At 58.9% G+C, this 18,252-nt stretch carries 17 protein-coding genes and 1 pseudogene; 9 read left to right on the top strand and 9 right to left on the bottom strand.

The genetic code is table 11. The features are described from left to right. Window positions 1-49: 49 nt before the first annotated feature. From ACZZ0G_RS09330 to ACZZ0G_RS09310, 5 genes and pseudogenes are all read right to left on the bottom strand, one after another. A pseudogene (locus ACZZ0G_RS09330) lies at window positions 50-1,212 on the bottom strand (gamma-butyrobetaine dioxygenase). Between the two features lie 23 nt (window positions 1,213-1,235). Continuing rightward, the gene (locus tag ACZZ0G_RS09325; protein WP_463555970.1) at window positions 1,236-1,712 is read right to left on the bottom strand and encodes a thioesterase family protein; all 477 of its coding nucleotides are present in this window, start codon (window positions 1,710-1,712) and stop codon (window positions 1,236-1,238) included. 227 nt (window positions 1,713-1,939) lie between these two features. Further along, the gene (locus tag ACZZ0G_RS09320) at window positions 1,940-2,905 is read right to left on the bottom strand and encodes an L-carnitine dehydrogenase (protein ID WP_463555969.1); all 966 of its coding nucleotides are present in this window, start codon (window positions 2,903-2,905) and stop codon (window positions 1,940-1,942) included. 155 nt (window positions 2,906-3,060) lie between these two features. After that, window positions 3,061-3,948 carry a 3-dehydrocarnitine:acetyl-CoA trimethylamine transferase CdhC gene (cdhC, locus tag ACZZ0G_RS09315; protein WP_095187107.1) on the bottom strand — a complete coding sequence of 296 codons (888 nt, stop codon included), beginning with the start codon at window positions 3,946-3,948 and terminating at the stop codon, window positions 3,061-3,063. Window positions 3,949-4,058: 110 nt separating this feature from the next. Continuing rightward, on the bottom strand, window positions 4,059-5,003 hold the full coding sequence (locus ACZZ0G_RS09310; RefSeq protein ID WP_053124565.1) for a choline ABC transporter substrate-binding protein: 945 nt from the start codon (window positions 5,001-5,003) through the stop codon (window positions 4,059-4,061). A gap of 191 nt (window positions 5,004-5,194) precedes the next feature. Here ACZZ0G_RS09310 and ACZZ0G_RS09305 point away from each other — a divergent pair, with 191 nt between their 5' ends. After that, window positions 5,195-6,139 (top strand): GlxA family transcriptional regulator, encoded by a 945-nt coding sequence (locus tag ACZZ0G_RS09305; RefSeq protein WP_463555968.1) that lies wholly within the window; start codon window positions 5,195-5,197, stop codon window positions 6,137-6,139. Between the two features lie 140 nt (window positions 6,140-6,279). Here the strand turns inward: ACZZ0G_RS09305 and ACZZ0G_RS09300 are convergent, their stop codons facing one another. The 4 genes from ACZZ0G_RS09300 to ACZZ0G_RS09285 form a co-directional block, all read right to left on the bottom strand. Next, window positions 6,280-6,696: a DUF3010 family protein gene (locus ACZZ0G_RS09300; RefSeq protein WP_463555967.1), complete on the bottom strand. Its 417-nt coding sequence runs from the start codon at window positions 6,694-6,696 to the stop codon at window positions 6,280-6,282. Between the two features lie 29 nt (window positions 6,697-6,725). Beyond that, window positions 6,726-7,049: a helix-turn-helix domain-containing protein gene (locus tag ACZZ0G_RS09295; RefSeq protein ID WP_463555966.1), complete on the bottom strand. Its 324-nt coding sequence runs from the start codon at window positions 7,047-7,049 to the stop codon at window positions 6,726-6,728. After that, window positions 7,033-7,287: a type II toxin-antitoxin system RelE family toxin gene (locus tag ACZZ0G_RS09290; RefSeq protein WP_064388148.1), complete on the bottom strand. Its 255-nt coding sequence runs from the start codon at window positions 7,285-7,287 to the stop codon at window positions 7,033-7,035. The genes ACZZ0G_RS09295 and ACZZ0G_RS09290 overlap by 17 nt, the downstream gene beginning before the upstream one ends. A 212-nt stretch (window positions 7,288-7,499) precedes the next feature. Beyond that, window positions 7,500-7,901, bottom strand: coding sequence for a lysozyme inhibitor LprI family protein (locus ACZZ0G_RS09285; RefSeq protein ID WP_463555965.1), 402 nt, complete (start codon window positions 7,899-7,901; stop codon window positions 7,500-7,502). A 234-nt stretch (window positions 7,902-8,135) separates the two neighbouring features. Between ACZZ0G_RS09285 and ACZZ0G_RS09280 the strand changes: the two genes are divergently transcribed. From ACZZ0G_RS09280 to ACZZ0G_RS09245, 8 genes are all read left to right on the top strand, one after another. Next, window positions 8,136-9,113, top strand: coding sequence for a dipeptidase (locus tag ACZZ0G_RS09280; protein WP_463555964.1), 978 nt, complete (start codon window positions 8,136-8,138; stop codon window positions 9,111-9,113). Between the two features lie 106 nt (window positions 9,114-9,219). Continuing rightward, window positions 9,220-9,750, top strand: a complete 531-nt coding sequence (locus ACZZ0G_RS09275; protein ID WP_005792152.1) for a DUF5943 domain-containing protein — start codon at window positions 9,220-9,222, stop codon at window positions 9,748-9,750. A 15-nt stretch (window positions 9,751-9,765) separates the two neighbouring features. Continuing rightward, window positions 9,766-11,826 (top strand): dimethylglycine demethylation protein DgcA, encoded by a 2,061-nt coding sequence (gene dgcA / locus ACZZ0G_RS09270; RefSeq protein WP_016983627.1) that lies wholly within the window; start codon window positions 9,766-9,768, stop codon window positions 11,824-11,826. Window positions 11,827-11,938: 112 nt separating this feature from the next. Beyond that, window positions 11,939-13,888 (top strand): dimethylglycine demethylation protein DgcB, encoded by a 1,950-nt coding sequence (gene dgcB / locus ACZZ0G_RS09265; protein ID WP_463555963.1) that lies wholly within the window; start codon window positions 11,939-11,941, stop codon window positions 13,886-13,888. Beyond that, window positions 13,888-15,108, top strand: a complete 1,221-nt coding sequence (gene etfA / locus ACZZ0G_RS09260; protein ID WP_463555962.1) for an electron transfer flavoprotein subunit alpha — start codon at window positions 13,888-13,890, stop codon at window positions 15,106-15,108. Before dgcB ends, etfA begins: the two co-directional genes overlap by 1 nt. 9 nt (window positions 15,109-15,117) lie before the next feature. Next, the gene (gene etfB, locus ACZZ0G_RS09255; protein ID WP_463555961.1) at window positions 15,118-15,888 is read left to right on the top strand and encodes an electron transfer flavoprotein subunit beta; all 771 of its coding nucleotides are present in this window, start codon (window positions 15,118-15,120) and stop codon (window positions 15,886-15,888) included. Between the two features lie 1,241 nt (window positions 15,889-17,129). Further along, a complete protein-coding gene (locus ACZZ0G_RS09250) occupies window positions 17,130-17,756 on the top strand; it encodes a hypothetical protein (protein ID WP_463555960.1) in 627 nt (208 codons plus the stop codon). Beyond that, complete coding sequence (locus tag ACZZ0G_RS09245) at window positions 17,757-18,035, top strand: hypothetical protein (RefSeq protein WP_463555959.1); 279 nt, start codon at window positions 17,757-17,759, stop codon at window positions 18,033-18,035. Window positions 18,036-18,252: the final 217 nt, after the last annotated feature.

The raw sequence follows: 18,252 nt of genomic DNA, 5'->3' as shown, positions 1-18,252 counted from the left end.
GCATTCCCCCTGTAGGAGTGAGCCTGCTCGCGAAGAACGGTGACGCGGTCTAGCGCTGCAACACCAGAATCCGCGACAACAACTCATCCCGGTCGATGTAGCAACCCTGAAAATGCCGTGCCCCGGTTGCCGGGTCAAAGGCATTGCGCGCATGCAGCGTGCGGCGATTATCGAAGCACCACAGCTCTCCGGGATTGAGCCGCTGTATCAAGCGAAAGCGTGGCTCGCGGGTCATCGCGATAAAGCGTCGATACGCCCGATACAACCGGGGCATCTGTTCCACCGACGTATCAAACGCCCCGCGCAGAAAGTTCGCCATGCGAATCTCCGACACACGCCCCAAGGCATCCAGCGCAATGATCGGCGCCAGGCAGCGATAGTCGCTGTGCCGATCCTTGTTGCGAAACTCCACGGGGATTTCGCACAACGCTTGGAATGCCGTCGGATCTTCGCTGCGCAATGCATCGGCAATCGCAAACCCGTCGACAAAACACTCTCGCCACCCTCGGCGTCATTCACCAGGCAATGCAGAAATTGCAGCCCCGGTTGCAGTTCGCGAGTGGGCAGGTCGGTATGCAACGGCAAGTTGAAAGCGGTGTAGGCATTGCTGTCGGCATCGGCCTTGGATTGCACGTTGAACAGCACGCCGAAGTTGCTTTCGCGGATGAAGGAAATCCGCTGCGCAATGAGCTTCAGTGAGCCAGGCTCGGTTGGCACGCCGTGCACTTGCGTCAGGCCGATGTCGCGGATCGCGAGCAGCCATTGCAGCAGCGCAGCGTTGTCGTTCATCAGTGCCGCGTATTCGAACACCGGAAGTTGTAGGTCGCTGCGCCACAGAAAAGGTTTGGGCTTGGCGGCCAAGCGTTCGGCGCGGGATTCATCATCGTAGGCATGGGCGCGCAACCAGCCCGGATCGAAACGGCTGAGGTGGCCGTCCTGCCAGTCGATGCGCAGACAGCCGTCGCTATCGATATGTGCGGCAGCAGGCTTGAGGTCTTCAGCGGCATCGACAATCTCGAAGACTTGTTCGCGGGTGACGTTATAGACGCACTGTGGACACGGGCAGTTGTCGCGCAGCCAGACATGGTGGAACGGGCTGACGCGACCGTCAGCCCATTGGATGGCAACGCGATCCGCCAGGCTCTGCACGCCACCGAGCGCGCTGATCAACGGATAAGTACGGAAATCGGCAACAGCGGCAGCGGTGTTCATGGCGGCTCCTTGCGATCGATGGATTACCGGGCGGGTGGCAGCGCGATAACGCGGCCGAGGTAAGCGGGAACGGGAAGGTCTTTCTGTTCGGCGACGATGTCTTGCAGGCGACTCAAGGTGTCCGGGCTGAACAGCGCCGAACGCGGGCCGGCGAGATCGACGTGCAACAGCATCTGTTCGTTGCCGGCCAGTTCCTGATCCTCAGCAACCTTGTGCAGGCTGTGATAGAGGTGCAGGCGTTTGCTGTCGTGACCGATGATTTGCGTGCGCACTTCGACCTCGGTGTCGAGCTTCACTTCGTGCAGATAATTGAGGTGCAGTTCGAGGGTGAACAGCGAGTTGCCGCTGGCTTCACGGTTGTTGCTGTCCATGCCGAGACGGTCCATCAGGGCGTCGGTGGCGTAGCTGAAGATCAGCAGGTAGAAGGCGTCGCGCAGGTGGCCGTTGTAGTCGACCCAGTCGGGGATGATGGTGGTTTGGTAGGTGGTGAGGTGCGGCATGGTTTGGGTTCCGGCAGTTGGCGGGTCGTTAAGATCAAGAGCTACCCCCTCACCCCAGCCCTCTCCCCCAGGGGGGAGAGGGGGAAAGGGGGCCGATCTTCAAGCTTTTCAAGTCCTGAGTTCGGCTCGATAGATCAGGTCGGTGCAGCTCGCATGAACACCGCAGTCAGTCCCCTCTCCCCCCGGGAGAGGGCTAGGGGGAGGGCAGCGATGTCATGCCATACACATCACTCGCTAAAACGCATCCCATGCTTCTCCTTGGTGGTCTTCACCGCCTCCAGCACCGCCAGCAAGCAATCATCACGATAGCGCTCCAGCGCCGAAATGCTGTGGCGACCAAGCTGATCACTGGTGCCATCGACCACATCATCAATCAACTTGTCAGTCAGTTCCGGTGCCGGCAGATACGTCCACGGCAACTGCAACGCCGGGCCGAATTGCGACATGAAGTGGCGCATGCCCGCATCGCCGCCGGCCAAGGTGTACGTCAGGAACGTACCCATGAACGACCAGCGCAACCCGGCGCCAAAACGAATCGCATCATCGATCTCGCCAGTGGTCGCCACACCGTCATTGACCAGATGCAGCGCCTCTCGCCACAACGCTTCAAGCAAGCGGTCGGCGATAAATCCGGGCACTTCCTTGCGCACATGCAACGGGCGCATGCCGAGGGATTCGTAGACTTTCATCGCCGCTTGCACGGCCTCCGGTGCGGTGTTCTTCCCGCCCACCACTTCTACCAGCGGCAGCAGATAAACCGGGTTGAACGGGTGGCCGACCACGCAGCGTTCAGGATGCGTTGAGCTCTCGTAGAACTCGCTCGGCAGCAGACCGGAAGTGCTCGAACCGATCAACGCATTCGGCTTGGCCGCAGCGCTGATTTTGCTGTGCAGATCGAGTTTCAGCTCGAGACGTTCCGGGGCGCTTTCCTGAATGAAATCAGCATCGCGCACGCATTCTTCGATGGTCGCGACAAAGCGCAGACGATCCTGCGAAGCACCGGGTGCCAGGCCGTTTTTTTCCAGCGCGCCCCAGGCATTGGCCACGCGTTTACGCAGTGCCGCTTCGGCACCCGGTGCCGGGTCCCAGGCCACCACGTCGAGGCCATGGGCGAGGGCGCGAGCGACCCAGCCGCTGCCGATGACACCGCTGCCCAGCGCGGCGAAGGTTTTGATTTCGGTGATAAAGCTCATAGGAATTTTCCCGTGAAGTAATCCCTGTAGGAGCTGCCGAAGGCTGCGATCTTTTGATCTTGATCTAAAAAAACAAGATCAAAAGATCGCAGCCTTCGGCAGCTCCTACAGGTGGAATTGGGGGGGCTGTGAGAGCCCCATTTTTTGGCTGAGGGTTAGCCGCGCTGGGTCAGGCCCATTTTCTTTCGACCTTCCGCCGGCGTGAGGACGCGAGCGCCGAGGCGGCTGAGGATTTCGGTGGCGCGCTCGACCAGTTGGCCGTTGGTGGCAAGCACACCCTTGTCCAGCCACAGGTTGTCTTCCAGCCCGACCCGCACGTTGCCGCCGAGCAACACCGCTTGCGCGGCCATCGGCATCTGCATCCGGCCAATGCCGAACCCGGCCCACACTGCATCGGCGGGCAAGTTATCGACCATGGCTTTCATCGTCGTGGTATCCGCCGGCGCGCCCCAGGGAATGCCCAGGCACAGCTGGAACAGCGGGTTATCCAGCAAACCTTCCTTGATCATCTGCTTGGCAAACCACAGATGTCCGGTGTCGAAAATTTCCAGCTCAGCCTTCACGCCCAGCTCGGTAATGCGCTTGGCGCCGGCACGCAGTTGCGCCGGAGTGGACACGTAAATGGTGTCGCCATCGCCAAAATTCAGGGTGCCACAATCGAGGGTGCAGATTTCCGGGAGCAATTCTTCAACGTGAGCCAGACGGGTCAGCGGGCCGACCAGATCGGTGTTCGGGCCGAACTCCATCGGGTTCTCGCCAGCGCCGATTTCCAGGTCGCCGCCCATGCCGGCGGTGAGGTTGACGATGATGTCGACGTCCGCCTCGCGGATGCGCTCCATCACTTCGCGGTACAGCGCTACGTCACGGCTGAACTTGCCGGTCTGCGGATCACGAACGTGGCAGTGCACGACGGTGGCGCCAGCCTTGGCTGCTTCAACGGCCGCCGCAGCGATTTGTTTCGGGGTGACCGGCACATGTGGGCTTCTGGCGGTCGTGTCGCCAGCACCGGTGAGTGCGCAGGTGATGATGACGTCGTGGTTCATGGTGCGGTTTCCTTCAGGCGTGATGGGTCTGTCCGCAGCCCTTTTCGGGCTGCGAAGCGTGGTTCAGTCCTCTCTCTCCGGTCAGGGAGAGGGGCTTTAAATTGAGAGGGTTATTTGCTGGTCAGCTGGAGGTTTTCAGCGGCTGGTTTGCCATCGAACGTGGTCACGCCGTCGAGCCAGCGCTGCTTGTCTTCCGGGTGATCCTTGAGCCATTGCTTGGCGGATTCGAAAGCATCTTTGTGATCGAGCAGCGGCTGCATCATCCGGCTCTCGTCTTCGGCGGTATAGGTCAGATTACTCAGCAAGCGACCGATGTTCGGGCATTGCTCGGCGTATTTCGGCGCGGTCACTGTCCACACCGTCGCCATGCCTTCATTCGGGCCGAGGGCATCTTCACTGCCGGTGAGATAGGTCATCTTGACGTTGACGTTCATCGGGTGCGGTGCCCAGCCGAAGAACACCACCGCCTCTTTGCGGCGCACGGCGCGATCGACGGCAGCGAGCATGCCGGCCTCGCTCGACTCGACCAGCTGGAACTTGCCGAGGCCGAACTGGTTCTTGGCGATCATTGCCTTGATCTGCGTATTGGCGCCCGAGCCCGGCTCGATGCCGTAAATCTTGCCGCCGAGTTCCTTTTCGAACTTGGCGATGTCGGCAAAGGTTTTCAGGCCTTTATCTGCCAGATAGGTCGGCACCGCGAGGGTGGCGCGGGCGTCCTTCAGGCTCGGTGCTTCAAGGACTTTAACCTGATTGGCGTCGACAAACGGCGTAATGGTTTGCGTCATCAACGGGTTCCAGTAACCGAGGAACAAGTCCAGACGCTGATCGCGAATCCCGGCGAAGATGATTTGCTGGGACGCGCTGGTTTGTTTGGTGTTGTAGCCGAGGCCGTCGAGCAGTACCTGGGTCATCGCACTGGTGGCGATCACGTCGGTCCAGTTCACCACGCCCATGCGCACGTTCTGGCATGACGCAGGTTCGGCCGCCATGACGCTGGCGCTCAAGAAAGCGGTACCGCTGAGTGCAAGAACACAGCTGCTGATCAGTCGTTTCATGTCGGGTTCCTCGGCAGGTCGTTATTGTGGTTCCCGGCATCTGGTGCGCCGGTGATGCAAAGTTACGCAGCAATGCGCCCGTGAAAGCGCACTACGGCGACGGGCATTAGCACTGTAGCGACCTGCACCCTTGAACGCTGACGACAATCGGCGTATCAACGAGCCACGCTACCCGCGAATCGAGTGCGCACATGTCCCAGGATTTCTACTTTCTGCTGATGCCGGGTTTCTCCGCCATCGGCTTTATTTCCGCGATCGAACCGCTGCGTGTGGCCAACCGCTTTCGTGGCGAGTTGTACCGCTGGCATGTGTTGAGTGCCGATGGCGGGGCAGTGCTGGCGAGCAACGGCATGTCGGTCAACGCCGATGCGGCGCTGGAGCCGTTGAAGAAAGGTGCGACGTTGTTGGTGGTGGCCGGGTTTGAACCACTGAAGTTCGCCACGCCAACCCTTGAACACTGGTTGCGGCGGCTGGACAACGAAGGCGTCACCCTCGGTGCCATCGACACCGGCAGCTTTGTCCTTGCTGAAGCGGGCCTGCTCGATGGCCATCGCCTGACCCTGCACTGGGAAGCCATCGATGCCTTCAAGGAATCTTATCCACAGCTCAGCGTGACCCAGGAGCTTTTCGAGATCGACCGCCGGCGCATCACTTCGGCGGGCGGTACGGCTTCCATCGATCTAATGCTCGATCTGATCGCCCAGGCCCATGGCCCGCAACTGGCGATTCAGGTCAGTGAGCAATTTGTGCTGGGGCGCATTCGTCCACGCAAAGACCACCAGCGCATGGAGGTCGCCACGCGTTACGGCATCAACAACAAGAAACTGGTGCAGGTCATCGGCGAGATGGAGCAGCACAGCGAACCGCCGCTGACCACGCTGCAACTGGCGGAATCGATCAAGGTGACGCGGCGGCAACTGGAGCGCTTGTTTCGGCTGCACCTGAACGATACGCCGAGCAACTTTTACCTGCGCTTGAGACTGGAAAAGGCCCGGCAGTTATTGCGCCAGACCGACATGAGTGTGCTCGAAGTCAGCATCGCCTGCGGGTTTGAATCACCGTCGTATTTCACCCGCAGCTACCGTACACGCTTCGCCCGCTGCCCCCGCGAAGACCGGCGTACCGCCCAAGCCTGATCTTGAGACCGGCGAATAAACCTGTGGGAGCGAGCTTGCTCGCGAACGCGGTAGATCATTCAACAAAACTGTCGACTGACCCCCCCTCTTCGCGAGCAAGCTCGCTCCCACATTTGGATCTTCATTGTCTGAAAAAACGCTTATTTCTTCACCAACGCCGAACACGCGGCTTTATAAGCCTCATGCTGATACTTGTTCAACGTCCCCGGCAGTTCAAAATTGTGCTTCTTCGCCTGCGCATTGATCGTCTGCGGCGACAACAACGTCACCTCGCACCCATCCAGCAACTGCAAAATCCCTTCAATCTTGAATGTCGTCGGCCCACCGGCAAACTCACCCTTCTTGCTGCGCTTCTTGATCGCAATCCGGTCAACCGAATTCTCCCGAACAAACGACGCCACCTGCGCCGCAAACACTTTCACGTTGGCCGCTTCGTCATCGTCTTCGAGGGCGATCTTCTTGGTGGCGAGGGGAATGTGGCTCAGGGTCGAACCGTCGAGAGCGGCCACGGCGATGATCGCTTCGCTGCCTTTGATTTCGATGCCGCAGATGTTCATGGGGAATTCCTTGAAGTGAGGAGGGCAGCTTACAGCTCTAGCTGATTGGCGGTGATGCCGAACGCCGCTGCAATTTTTTCGCGTGTCGCTTTACGTGGCTTGGACACCGTTTCCTGCTGGGCAAACGCCGGTTGCGAAATGCCCATGCGTTTGGCGACTTCTTCCTGAGTCAGGTTGAGGTATTCGCGCCAGGCACGGATGGGTGTCGCCCCGTCAACCATGCGGCTAACTACCGCATGGGGAATCAGGTCGGGCTGCATTTTTTGCGCAACGTATTGCGCGTAAGGGATGACGACGAAGGCTGGGTTGCCCTCGGCGTCGTTGATGATTTGGATGTCAGTAAGTGCGTTCATCGCGTTTTTTGACCTCTTGAATACTGACCACTTTGATTGCTCCGTCCCAGTCGAACATCACTCGATAATTGCCGACACGCAGGCGGTAGGCATAGTCATGGCCAATCAGTGCTTTGACATTGCCCACATCAGGCATGTCGGCAAGCGCCGTAACGGCATCCCGAACCTGTACCTGATGCACAGAATGCAATTTCAAGAGTTGCTTAACGGCCTTTCGTGTCCAGTGGATGCTGTTCATGGAAGAATATAAGTCTTTTATAAGATTCGCGAATCTTTACTTATATTTTCAAGGCGGCCAATCAAGAACTGTTGTCAGCATATTGCGTGAAAGGCCCGTAGATCGGAGCTTTCACGTAATAGGTGTAGGCGAAGTCGGCATGTGCGGTAAGAAGAGGAGATTCACGAGGCAAATGCAGAAAGCAGTTCCAATTTTCCTTCAAGTTCTGAGGACTATTCCTGCCCAATCGACTCCAAAAACTCCGACCGTTCATCACTCATCCGCGCCACGCAATCATTCTGCGCAATCGTGAAGGCCTTGCTCCCCGCCGTCGCCGGAAACGCTTCCACCGCGCAATCGGCATCCCGCGTCTTCAGCCACTGCTGCTGAGCCGTCTTGATCTTGGCGGTGATGTCGGCCAGTTGTGTCGGGTTCTTGCCGTACGCGGTCTGCATGCGCTCGTTGAGGCTGGCGTAGTTGTCCTTGAGCAAGTCTTCGGCGGTGGTGCGGCTGTAGGCTGAGCATTCCAGGGTCTGGACGTCGTTTTCGACGGCGTCGCACGGGTTGTTGTCGGACTCTTCGGCGGCGTGTACGCCGGTCGCAAGCAGTGCCAAAGCCAGGAAGATCGATTTCATTGTTGTCGCCGCTCTAATCCAGTGGTGTTTCCAAGATGCGGGAGATTCTGGCTCAAGCGTGCGGGCTTGAACAGGTAGCTGATCGGAGCGTCTGGCGACCCTTTGTCGCGGATTGACGCTTTCGGCAATTCCCCTGTCGTTTTTGCACCCGGTCGCCCCGGCACCGAGGCATATGCTGGCCCCAAAGCGCCGGCAGACGATTCGGCGCATGAATCGCCAATAAGGGGACGCCTGATGAGCCCAGCCGAATTACACGCCGACAGCATCGTTATCGACGGTCTGATCATTGCCAAATGGAACCGCGAGCTGTTCGAAGACATGCGCAAGGGCGGTCTGACGGCAGCCAACTGCACTGTGTCGGTGTGGGAAGGCTTTCAGGCGACCGTGAACAATATCGCCGCCAGCCAGAAGCTGATCCGCGACAACAGCGACCTGGTGATGCCGGTGCGCACCACCGCCGACATCCGCAAAGCCAAAGAGCAGGGCAAGACCGGCATCCTCTTCGGCTTCCAGAATGCTCACGCGTTTGAAGACCAGATCGGCTATGTCGAAGTGTTCAAGCAGCTCGGCGTCGGCATCGTGCAGATGTGCTACAACACCCAGAACCTGGTCGGCACCGGTTGCTACGAACGTGACGGCGGCCTGTCGGGTTTCGGTCGCGAAATCGTTGCCGAGATGAACCGCGTTGGCGTCATGTGCGACCTGTCCCACGTCGGCTCCAAGACCTCCGAAGAAGTCATCCTCGAATCGAAAAAACCGGTGTGCTACTCCCACTGCCTGCCGTCGGGTCTCAAAGAGCACCCGCGCAACAAGTCCGATGAAGAACTGAAGTTCATTGCCGACCATGGCGGTTTTGTCGGCGTGACCATGTTCGCGCCGTTCCTCGCCAAGGGCATCGATTCGACCATCGACGACTACGCCGAAGCGATCGAATACGTGATGAACATCGTCGGCGAAGACGCCATCGGCATCGGCACCGACTTCACCCAGGGTCACGGCCAGGACTTCTTTGAATACCTGACCCACGACAAGGGCTACGCCCGCCGCCTGACCAGCTTCGGCAAGATCATCAACCCGCTGGGCATCCGCACCGTCGGCGAGTTCCCGAACCTCACTGAAACCCTGCTAAAGCGCGGCCATTCCGAGCGCGTGGTGCGCAAGATCATGGGCGAAAACTGGGTCAACGTCCTGAAAGACGTCTGGGGCGAGTAACGCTTTCTCAAGACCGCCGCCGATCTGCTCCCTCTCCCTCTGGGAGAGGGCTGGGGTGAGGGCCGCGGCCAACACTGAATCTAAAATTTTCTGGAGTTAAGTTTCCATGGCCAAGATCGCCCCGCAATTGCCAATCGAAGTCGACAGCGAGACCGGTGTCTGGACCTCCGACGCCCTGCCAATGCTCTACGTGCCGCGTCACTTCTTCGTAAATAACCACATGGGCATCGAAGAAGTTTTGGGCGCAGACGCCTACGCCGAGATCCTCTACAAGGCCGGCTACAAATCCGCCTGGCACTGGTGCGAGAAAGAAGCGGAATGCCACGGCCTGGAAGGCGTCGCGGTGTTCGAGCACTACATGAAACGCCTGTCGCAACGTGGCTGGGGCCTGTTCAAGATCCAGGACATCGACCTCGACAAAGGCACCGCCAGCGTCAAACTCGAGCACTCGGCGTTCGTCTACGTCTACGGCAAGGTCGGGCGCAAGGTCGACTACATGTTCACCGGTTGGTTTGCCGGGGCCATGGACCAGATTCTTGAGGCGCGCGGCAGCAAGATTCGCACGGTCGCCGAGCAAGTCTACGGTGGCTCCGAAGAAGGCCACGACGACGGCCTGTTCACCGTCAAGCCGTTGTAAGTCGAGGAACCCGCCATGGCTTTCGAAGCAATGTTCCAGCCGATCCAGATCGGCAAACTGACCATCCGCAACCGCGTGCTCAGCACCGCGCACGCCGAGGTCTACGCGACGGACGGCGGCATGACCACCGACCGCTACGTCAAATACTACGAAGAGAAAGCCAAGGGCGGCATCGGCCTGGCGATCTGTGGCGGCTCCTCGGTGGTCGCCATCGACAGCCCGCAGGAATGGTGGAGCTCGGTGAACTTGTCCACCGACCGGATCATTCCGCATTTCCAGAATCTGGCCGACGCCATGCACAAGCACGGCGCCAAGATCATGATTCAGATTACCCACATGGGCCGGCGCTCGCGCTGGGACGGCTTCAACTGGCCGACACTGATGTCGCCGTCAGGCATCCGTGAACCGGTGCACCGCGCGACCTGCAAAACCATCGAGCCGGAAGAAATCTGGCGGGTGATCGGCAACTACGCTCAAGCTGCGCGCCGGGCCAAGGCCGGTGGTCTTGACGGCGTTGAACTGTCGGCGGTGCACCAGCACATGATCGACCAGTTCTGGAGCCCGCGCGTCAACAAGCGTACCGACGAATGGGGCGGTACTTTTGAAGGCCGGATGAAGTTCGGTCTGGAAGTGTTGAAAGCCGTGCGCGCCGAGGTCGGTGACGATTTCTGCGTGGGCATGCGTCTGTGCGGTGACGAGTTCCACCCGGACGGCTTGTCCCACGAGGACATGAAGCAGATCGCCAAGTATTACGACGACACCGGCATGCTCGATTTCATTGGCGTGGTCGGCTCGGGTTGTGACACCCACAACACCCTCGCCAACGTGATTCCGAACATGAGTTATCCACCGGAGCCGTTCCTGCATCTGGCCGCCGGGATCAAGGAAGTGGTCAAGGTGCCGGTGCTGCACGCCCAGAACATCAAGGACCCGAACCAGGCCACACGGATTCTTGAGGGCGGTTATGTCGACATGGTCGGCATGACCCGCGCGCACATCGCTGACCCGCACCTGATCGCCAAGATCAAAATGGGCCAGATCGACCAGATCAAACAGTGCGTCGGCGCCAACTATTGCATCGACCGTCAGTATCAAGGTCTCGACGTGCTGTGCATCCAGAACGCCGCGACGTCCCGTGAATACATGGGCGTGCCGCACATCATCGAGAAATCCACCGGGCCGAAACGCAAAGTGGTGATCGTCGGTGCCGGCCCGGCCGGGATGGAAGCGGCACGTGTTGCTGCCGAGCGTGGCCACGACGTGACCCTGTTCGAGAAGAAAGAATTCATCGGTGGGCAAATCACCACCGCATCGAAAGCGCCACAGCGTGACCAGATCGCCGGTATTACTCGCTGGTTCCAGCTGGAACTGGCGCGGCTGAAAGTCGATCTGCGCCTGGGCACGGCGGCTGATGCCGACACCATCATGGACTTGCGTCCGGACGTGGTGGTGCTGGCGGTCGGTGGGCATCCGTATCTGGAGCAGAACGAACACTGGGGCGCCGCTGAAGGGCTGGTGGTCAGCAGTTGGGACGTGCTCGACGGCAAGGTCGCGCCGGGCAAGAACGTGCTGGTCTACGACACCATTTGCGAGTTCACCGGGATGTCGGTTGCCGACTTCCTCGCCGACAAGGGCAGCCAGGTCGAGATCGTCACCGACGACATCAAACCGGGCGTGGCCATCGGTGGTACGTCGTTCCCGACCTACTACCGCAGCATGTACCCGAAAGAAGTGATCATGACCGGCGACATGATGCTGGAGAAGGTCTACCGCGAGGGCGACAAACTGGTCGCGGTGCTGGAAAACGAATACACCGGCGCCAAAGAGGAGCGGGTGGTCGATCAGGTGGTGGTGGAAAACGGCGTACGTCCGGATGAGGAAATCTACTACGCGCTCAAAGAAGGTTCGCGCAACAAGGGCCAGATCGACGTCGAGGCGTTGTTCGCGATCCAGCCGCAACCTTCGCTGAGCGAGGCGGGCGACGGCTACTTGCTGTTCCGCATCGGCGACTGCGTGGCGCAGCGTAATACCCACGCCGCCATTTACGACGCACTCCGGCTCTGTAAGGATTTTTGACGGCTCAGCTGCGAGCCATAAGCTTCAAGCCGCAAGTAAAAGCCCGGCAGATTTTGCTGCTCTTTCTTGCAGCTTGTAGCTTGTAGCTTGCACCTCGCCAGAGGTGACTCTGATGTTGAACACCCTTCTTCCAATCCTGTTGTTCGCCGCTCTGGGCCTTGGTGTCCTCGGTGCGTTGCGGCGGGTGGCCATGTGGCGCCGGGGCCGGGCCTCGAAGGTCGATCTGATCGGCGGCCTGTTCGCCATGCCCAAGCGCTACATGGTCGATTTGCACCATGTGGTGGCGCGGGACAAATACATCGCCAACACCCACGTGGCCACGGCCGGCGGTGCGGTGGCGTCGATTGTGCTGGCGCTGCTGGTGCACGGTTTCGGTCTGCATAACCGCATCCTCGGTTACGCCTTGCTGCTGATGACGGCGGTGATGTTCGTCGGCGCGATCTTCGTTTATCTGCGTCGGCGCAACCCGCCGGCGCGGCTGTCGAAAGGCCCGTGGATGCGCCTGCCGAAAAGCCTGTTGGCGTTCTCGGCGTCGTTCTTCCTGCTGACCCTGCCGGTGGCCGGAATCCTGCCGGAGAACTTCGGCGGCTGGGTACTCGCGGTAATTTTGGGGATCGGCGTGCTTTGGGGCGTGTCGGAACTGTTCTTCGGCATGACTTGGGGCGGGCCGATGAAGCACGCCTTCGCCGGTGCGCTGCATTTGGCCTGGCATCGTCGCGCCGAACGCTTTGGCGGCGGTCGTTCCACCGGTTTGAAGCCTTTGGATTTGAACGATCCGACTGCTCCGCTGGGTGTTGAAAAACCCAAGGATTTCACCTGGAACCAGTTGCTCGGTTTCGACGCTTGCGTGCAGTGCGGCAAGTGCGAAGCCGCGTGCCCGGCCTTCGCCGCCGGCCAGCCACTGAACCCGAAGAAGCTGATTCAGGACATGGTCGTCGGTCTCGCTGGCGGCACCGACGCGAAGTTCGCCGGCAGTCCTTATCCGGGCAAACCTGTGGGTGAGCACTCGGGCAATCCACATCAACCGATTGTCAACGGCTTGGTCGACGCCGAAACCCTGTGGTCGTGCACCACCTGCCGTGCTTGCGTCGAAGAGTGCCCGATGATGATCGAGCACGTCGATGCCATCGTCGACATGCGCCGTCACCTGACCCTGGAAAAAGGCGCGACGCCGAACAAGGGCGCCGAAGTCCTCGAAAACCTGATCGCCACCGACAACCCCGGCGGTTTCGCCCCGGGCGGGCGGATGAACTGGGCGGCGGACTTGAACCTCAATCTGCTCAGCGAAAAGAAATCCACCGACGTGCTGTTCTGGGTCGGCGACGGTGCCTTCGACATGCGTAACCAGCGCACATTGCGCGCCTTCGTCAAAGTGCTGAAAGCGGCGAAAATCGACTTTGCCGTGCTCGGTCTCGAAGAGCGTGACAGCGGTGACGTGGCCCGTCGTTTAGGCGACGAAGCAACCTTCCAGTTGCTCGCCAAACGCAATATCCAGACCCTGGCCAAATACAATTTCAACCGCATCGTCACCTGCGACCCGCACAGCTTCCATGTGCTGAAAAACGAGTACGGCGCGTTTGATGGCAACTACTTGGTGCAGCACCACAGCACCTATATGGCAGAAATCATTCAGGCCGGCGCGCTGAACCTCGGACAGCACAAAGGCAACAGCGTGACCTATCACGATCCGTGCTACCTCGGCCGCTACAACGGCGAGTACGAAGCGCCGCGTGAAGTGCTGCGTGCGCTCGGTATTGAAGTCAAAGAGATGCAACGTTCCGGCTTCCGCTCGCGCTGCTGCGGCGGTGGCGGCGGGGCGCCGATCACTGACATTCCAGGCAAGCAACGGATTCCCGATATGCGCATGGAAGACATCCGCGAGACTGGCGCCGAACTGGTGGCGGTGGGTTGTCCACAGTGCACGGCGATGCTCGAAGGCGTGGTCGAACCGCGTCCGCTGATCAAGGACATCGCCGAACTGGTGGCCGACGCGCTGCTCGAAGACGCCGCGCCAAGCAAGCCTGCCACCCCGGCCAAACGTGAACCAGCGGAGGCCCACTGATGAGCGACATTATCCGCCGCGACCCGCGCGCCGAATGGATTGCCCGTAACCGCTTGCACCCGCTGCACGCGGCCATGCAACCGGCGCAACACAGCTGGATGGGCCCCAACGGCATCATCCGCAAGAACCTGCATGGCATCGGTTTTATCGGCCCCAACGGCATCAAGCGTATCGACCGCAGCGGCGCGCAACAGGGCGGGGCGGTCAAACGCTCGGCCGCTGTTGAGGTGCAGTTGCCGCTGCATCAGGTCCCGGCCCCGGCGTTCTACATCAGCGTGGTGCCGGACATGGTCGGTGGCCGTTTGAGCAGTCACGACCGTGACTTGCTTGGCCTCGCCCATCAGCTCGCCGGTAATGACGGCGCGGTGTTGGCGGTGGTCTTTGGTGAGCACAAGGAAAATACTTTCGCCACCGCAGGTGTGGATCGCTTGCTGGTGCTCGAAGGCGAACAGTTCAGCGGTTATGCACCGGAACAGCGAGTGCAGGGTTTGCGCGCTGTGGATAACCAGTTCAACCCACGTCATTGGCTGTTGCCGGATAGCCGCAGCGGTGGTGGCGAACTCGGTCGACGCTTTGCGGCGGCATTGGGCGAGCGCCCGGCGACGCGGGTCTGGCAGGTCAAGGATCAGGAATGCATTGGCCGTGCAGGCGCTGGTTTGCAAGACCTCGCCCGTCCGCTCGCGCGGTTGATTCTCGCCGCCGCCGAATGCGCCGAGCCAGTCAGCGAAACCCGTCACGAAGCGTTGCCGGTGGAGTTATCCACAAGTGTCGTGCGCAGCCTGTCGCGAATCGAAGATCTCGGTGCGGTGGCGGTTGACCCAGCGGCGATTCCAATGGCCGAAGCCGAGTTCATTTTCTCCGGCGGCAACGGCGTCAAGGATTGGGCACTGTTCCACGAAACGGCCGCAGCACTTGGCGCCACCGAAGGCGCCTCGCGGGTCGCGGTGGACGATGGCTTCATGGCCCGTGATCGCCAGGTCGGCGCGTCCGGCACCTGGGTCACCGCGCGGGTTTACGTGGCTGTGGGTATCTCCGGGGCGATCCAGCACCTGCAAGGTATTGGTGCTTGCGACAAAGTGGTGGCGATCAATCTCGACCCGGGCTGCGACATGATCAAGCGTGCTGACCTCTCGGTGATCGGCGAAAGCGCAGAGATTCTGCAAGCGTTGATCGAAGCGGTCGCGGCTTACCGCAACGAAGCCAAGCGCGATGCGGCTTAAGGAAACGCTATGAACACGAAAGTTATCAGTCTGGTTTCAATTGGCGCCCACCCGACTTCCGGCAGGCCACGCCGCGCCGACCAGGACGCGCGCGCCGTGGAACTCGGCCTGCAACTGGCTGGGGATAACCTGCAAGTGCTGCACGCCGGCGACGTTGCGGAGCCGGCGTTGCGCGCCTATCTGGGCATGGGTCTTGAGCAGATGCACGTGCTGGAGCAACCGGCTGGCGCCGATGCGTTGCCGGCGCTGACCGCGTATCTGCGTGATGCCGGTGCACAGGTGGTGTTGACCGGCAGCCAGGCAGAAACCGGGGAAGGTTCGGGGATGTTGCCGTTTCTGCTCGCCGAAGGTCTGGGCTGGCCGCTGGTGGTGGGGCTGGCGCAGGTCGAGTCGATCAATGACGGTTCGGCGCTGGTCCTGCAGGCGTTGCCGCGTGGGCAGCGGCGGCGGTTGAAGGTCAAGCTGCCGTTTCTGGCGACTGTGGATAACGCCGCGCCGAAGCCTCGGCAAAGTGCTTATGGTCCGGCGCGACGCGGGGTCTTGCAGGCTGAAGACATCGAAGTGGTGGACGATGAGTTGCTCGCGGTCGCCACTTTGCAACCGGCCAAGCCTCGGCCCAAACGGCTGAAGGTGATCAAAGCCAAAAGTGGCGCCGACCGCATGAAAGCCGCTACCGCCAAAGCCAGTGGCGGCGGTGGGCAGGTGCTCAAAGGCGTCACCCCCCAAGCCGGCGCCGAAGCCATCCTCAAGCTGCTGATTGAAGAAGGCGTCGTCCGCTGAAAAGCCCCTCACCCTAGCCCTCTCCCGGAGGGAGAGGGGACCTACGGTGGCGTGCTCAAGCGTTACATCGACCTGAAAGATCTGCGCGACCTCAGGTTTGGCCAAGCTAAGATCACCGCATAGGTGGCAGGTCGCTGCATTTATCCAATACACCTCACCCCAGCCCTCTCCCTATGGGAGAGGGCTGGGGTGAGGGTAGGCGATTTACCCACAATCCCTGTTGGCGGATCTGTGGATAACGTGTTCGCCCCTCTCTACACCCCACGCCAATAAAGCCTTACAGCCCTTCGATCAAAAAACAACCAGCCTAAGTCTCGGATTTTCGAAGCTTTTTCGGCAGGATAACTCAATAAGTTGCCCCCAATCTCTGTTGGCGCTTCTGTGGATAAGATGTTCGCTATCCACTGAGGCCCTTATAAGACGTGGCTCGCAGTGAATTGGTTAAAAAACAATCAATTCATCTGTTTCAACGAAAAACTTCTGCAAAACCCCCGTTTTCGCATAGCTTCCAGCGCTTTTCCACAGCAAGGCCAAAGTTACCCCCGATCTCTGTTGGTGCTTCTGTGGATAAGGTGTTCGCGATCCTCCACAGGCCATGCAAACCGTGGCTTTCAGGCAATAGGTCAAAAAACAATCAATCAGTCTGGAAAACCATGATTCCTCATAAGTCACGGATTTTATTGTGTTTGCACAATAAAAATTTGACCGATGAACGGGTTGTTCACAACTGTTGTGGGCCGAAATGTGGATAAGTTGTTCATGTACCACTGTAAGCCTTGCTACCTGGAGCTTTGCGCCAATTGGCTGTTTTTTGACCATTCTTGGAGCAGAGGATATTTCCGGCCCTGTCATGGAAGTGCCCTTCAGTACGCTGGGGCATATAGCAAATACAAATAACATCAGGTTCTTTTTAGTATATCTGGCGGTTTGACATTATTTTGCCTGCCGACTTTAATCTTCCTCGCGATGAAGTGAACAAGGTAGTTCAAATAGTTTTTCTCATGCCTCTGCGCAGGAGTAATGCAATGGAATGTTTCACGCACAGCAATTAATAGCGTTATCCATAAAATGTTTTCTGCTTGATTGCCGATAATTGAATGGTGCGACATCGCATCTTTGGCAATTCATATCCGCTGCCTTTGAGCGAAGTGTCGGGAAACAAATACGAGCCTGTTCAAGATGATCTTGCGTGCTCGGCTATAGGGTGAGCTGTTTACAATCAACTACAAGGAGTTATGGAAATGTCTAAAGCCGCCAAGTCAGAAGTAAAGTCCGTTGCCGCCGCAGCGGTCGCACCGTCCAAAGGTGCGTATGTTGAACTGTTGAATGAAATGCGCACTCACGCTAAACAGCGTTCCTCGGGAACGGCCCGTGGTGTGCTGATGGCGTCTCCACATTTGCAGCAGATTCATTTGCGCAGTCTGTATGTCAGCAACAGTTCCAATGATCCGGCTGTCAAGAATCTCGAGCCCAAGGCACGAGAGGCCGGTGAGGGGCAGTCGGATCAATCCCAGACTGAGCTGACCAAGGCCACGGAGGCCTTCGAGAATTCGGGCTCAACGGATACTTCGGATTACAAGAAAAAGCTTGAGGAGCTTCGTAAACGAGATCAGGAGTCGGCTAATAAGCGTATCGATAAAATGTACGATGAGGCCATTGCGCAGATCGACAAGTTTCCACAAAGCGGCGATGCGGTGGTCGGCTTCATGGAAACCTTTGGCGGATTGTTCAATGCCGTTCTGGACAAGATCACCGACTTCTTTGTTGAAGTAGGCAAGAACATACTCAACTGGCTGAAGAACGTCTGGGAAAAAATCACCAGTACTTTCAATTCAGTGGTGAGCTGGATTACCGGCTGGTTCTCCTGAATGAATAAGCGAGTCGGACCACCACCGTTCATTAATCCTATTGAGGGTGAATGGTGTCGCGCATTCAACTTTGAGGAAAACAGGGCGCTTGAAGATAATAAGGAGAAACTGGATGTTCTTCGTCGGCGCGACAAGAAACGGACTGAAGAACGGATCGATAGTTTATACGATGAGTTATTGCGCAAAGTTGATCCAGACTATAAACGGCCGCCCGGCACTTCCGATGTAAGCCGCATTTATTCGGTAGCGCAGAGCATTATTGGCTCCTGGAACTGGTAACCAGACGAATCCTGGAGTTTTGAAGCCGGTGCCCGGTTTACGTTGGGCGTCGGCTTTTCCACGTGATGCGCATACTTGCTTTTGAACTCTTCTTCATAACCAGTGGATAGGCATGTGGATAACTTGTTCGCCAAACCGTACGCCATAGTCCAAACGGCAATTGATCACATTTCATACAGTTCTAAGACGTTGCCTTGACTTCGATTCCGGCGCTGTC

It is taken from the genome of Pseudomonas sp. AC169 (assembly GCF_979258515.1).
Note: the sequence above shows the minus strand (reverse complement) of the source record. Positions and strands in the feature narration are given on the sequence as shown.

What these genes read in the sequence shown, in the direction of transcription:
- etfB (WP_463555961.1), top strand. Translation starts at nt 15,118, where the DNA reads ATGAACACGAAAGTTATCAGTCTGGTTTCAATTGGCGCCCACCCGACT.
- ACZZ0G_RS09290 (WP_064388148.1), bottom strand. Translation starts at nt 7,287, where the DNA reads ATGAACAGCATCCACTGGACACGAAAGGCCGTTAAGCAACTCTTGAAA.
- ACZZ0G_RS09320 (WP_463555969.1), bottom strand. Translation starts at nt 2,905, where the DNA reads ATGAGCTTTATCACCGAAATCAAAACCTTCGCCGCGCTGGGCAGCGGT.
- ACZZ0G_RS09310 (WP_053124565.1), bottom strand. Translation starts at nt 5,003, where the DNA reads ATGAAACGACTGATCAGCAGCTGTGTTCTTGCACTCAGCGGTACCGCT.
- ACZZ0G_RS09325 (WP_463555970.1), bottom strand. Translation starts at nt 1,712, where the DNA reads ATGCCGCACCTCACCACCTACCAAACCACCATCATCCCCGACTGGGTC.
- ACZZ0G_RS09280 (WP_463555964.1), top strand. Translation starts at nt 8,136, where the DNA reads ATGAGCCCAGCCGAATTACACGCCGACAGCATCGTTATCGACGGTCTG.
- ACZZ0G_RS09245 (WP_463555959.1), top strand. Translation starts at nt 17,757, where the DNA reads ATGAATAAGCGAGTCGGACCACCACCGTTCATTAATCCTATTGAGGGT.
- ACZZ0G_RS09250 (WP_463555960.1), top strand. Translation starts at nt 17,130, where the DNA reads ATGTCTAAAGCCGCCAAGTCAGAAGTAAAGTCCGTTGCCGCCGCAGCG.
- ACZZ0G_RS09300 (WP_463555967.1), bottom strand. Translation starts at nt 6,696, where the DNA reads ATGAACATCTGCGGCATCGAAATCAAAGGCAGCGAAGCGATCATCGCC.
- ACZZ0G_RS09275 (WP_005792152.1), top strand. Translation starts at nt 9,220, where the DNA reads ATGGCCAAGATCGCCCCGCAATTGCCAATCGAAGTCGACAGCGAGACC.
- ACZZ0G_RS09305 (WP_463555968.1), top strand. Translation starts at nt 5,195, where the DNA reads ATGTCCCAGGATTTCTACTTTCTGCTGATGCCGGGTTTCTCCGCCATC.
- ACZZ0G_RS09295 (WP_463555966.1), bottom strand. Translation starts at nt 7,049, where the DNA reads ATGAACGCACTTACTGACATCCAAATCATCAACGACGCCGAGGGCAAC.
- dgcB (WP_463555963.1), top strand. Translation starts at nt 11,939, where the DNA reads ATGTTGAACACCCTTCTTCCAATCCTGTTGTTCGCCGCTCTGGGCCTT.
- cdhC (WP_095187107.1), bottom strand. Translation starts at nt 3,948, where the DNA reads ATGAACCACGACGTCATCATCACCTGCGCACTCACCGGTGCTGGCGAC.
- etfA (WP_463555962.1), top strand. Translation starts at nt 13,888, where the DNA reads ATGAGCGACATTATCCGCCGCGACCCGCGCGCCGAATGGATTGCCCGT.
- dgcA (WP_016983627.1), top strand. Translation starts at nt 9,766, where the DNA reads ATGGCTTTCGAAGCAATGTTCCAGCCGATCCAGATCGGCAAACTGACC.
- ACZZ0G_RS09285 (WP_463555965.1), bottom strand. Translation starts at nt 7,901, where the DNA reads ATGAAATCGATCTTCCTGGCTTTGGCACTGCTTGCGACCGGCGTACAC.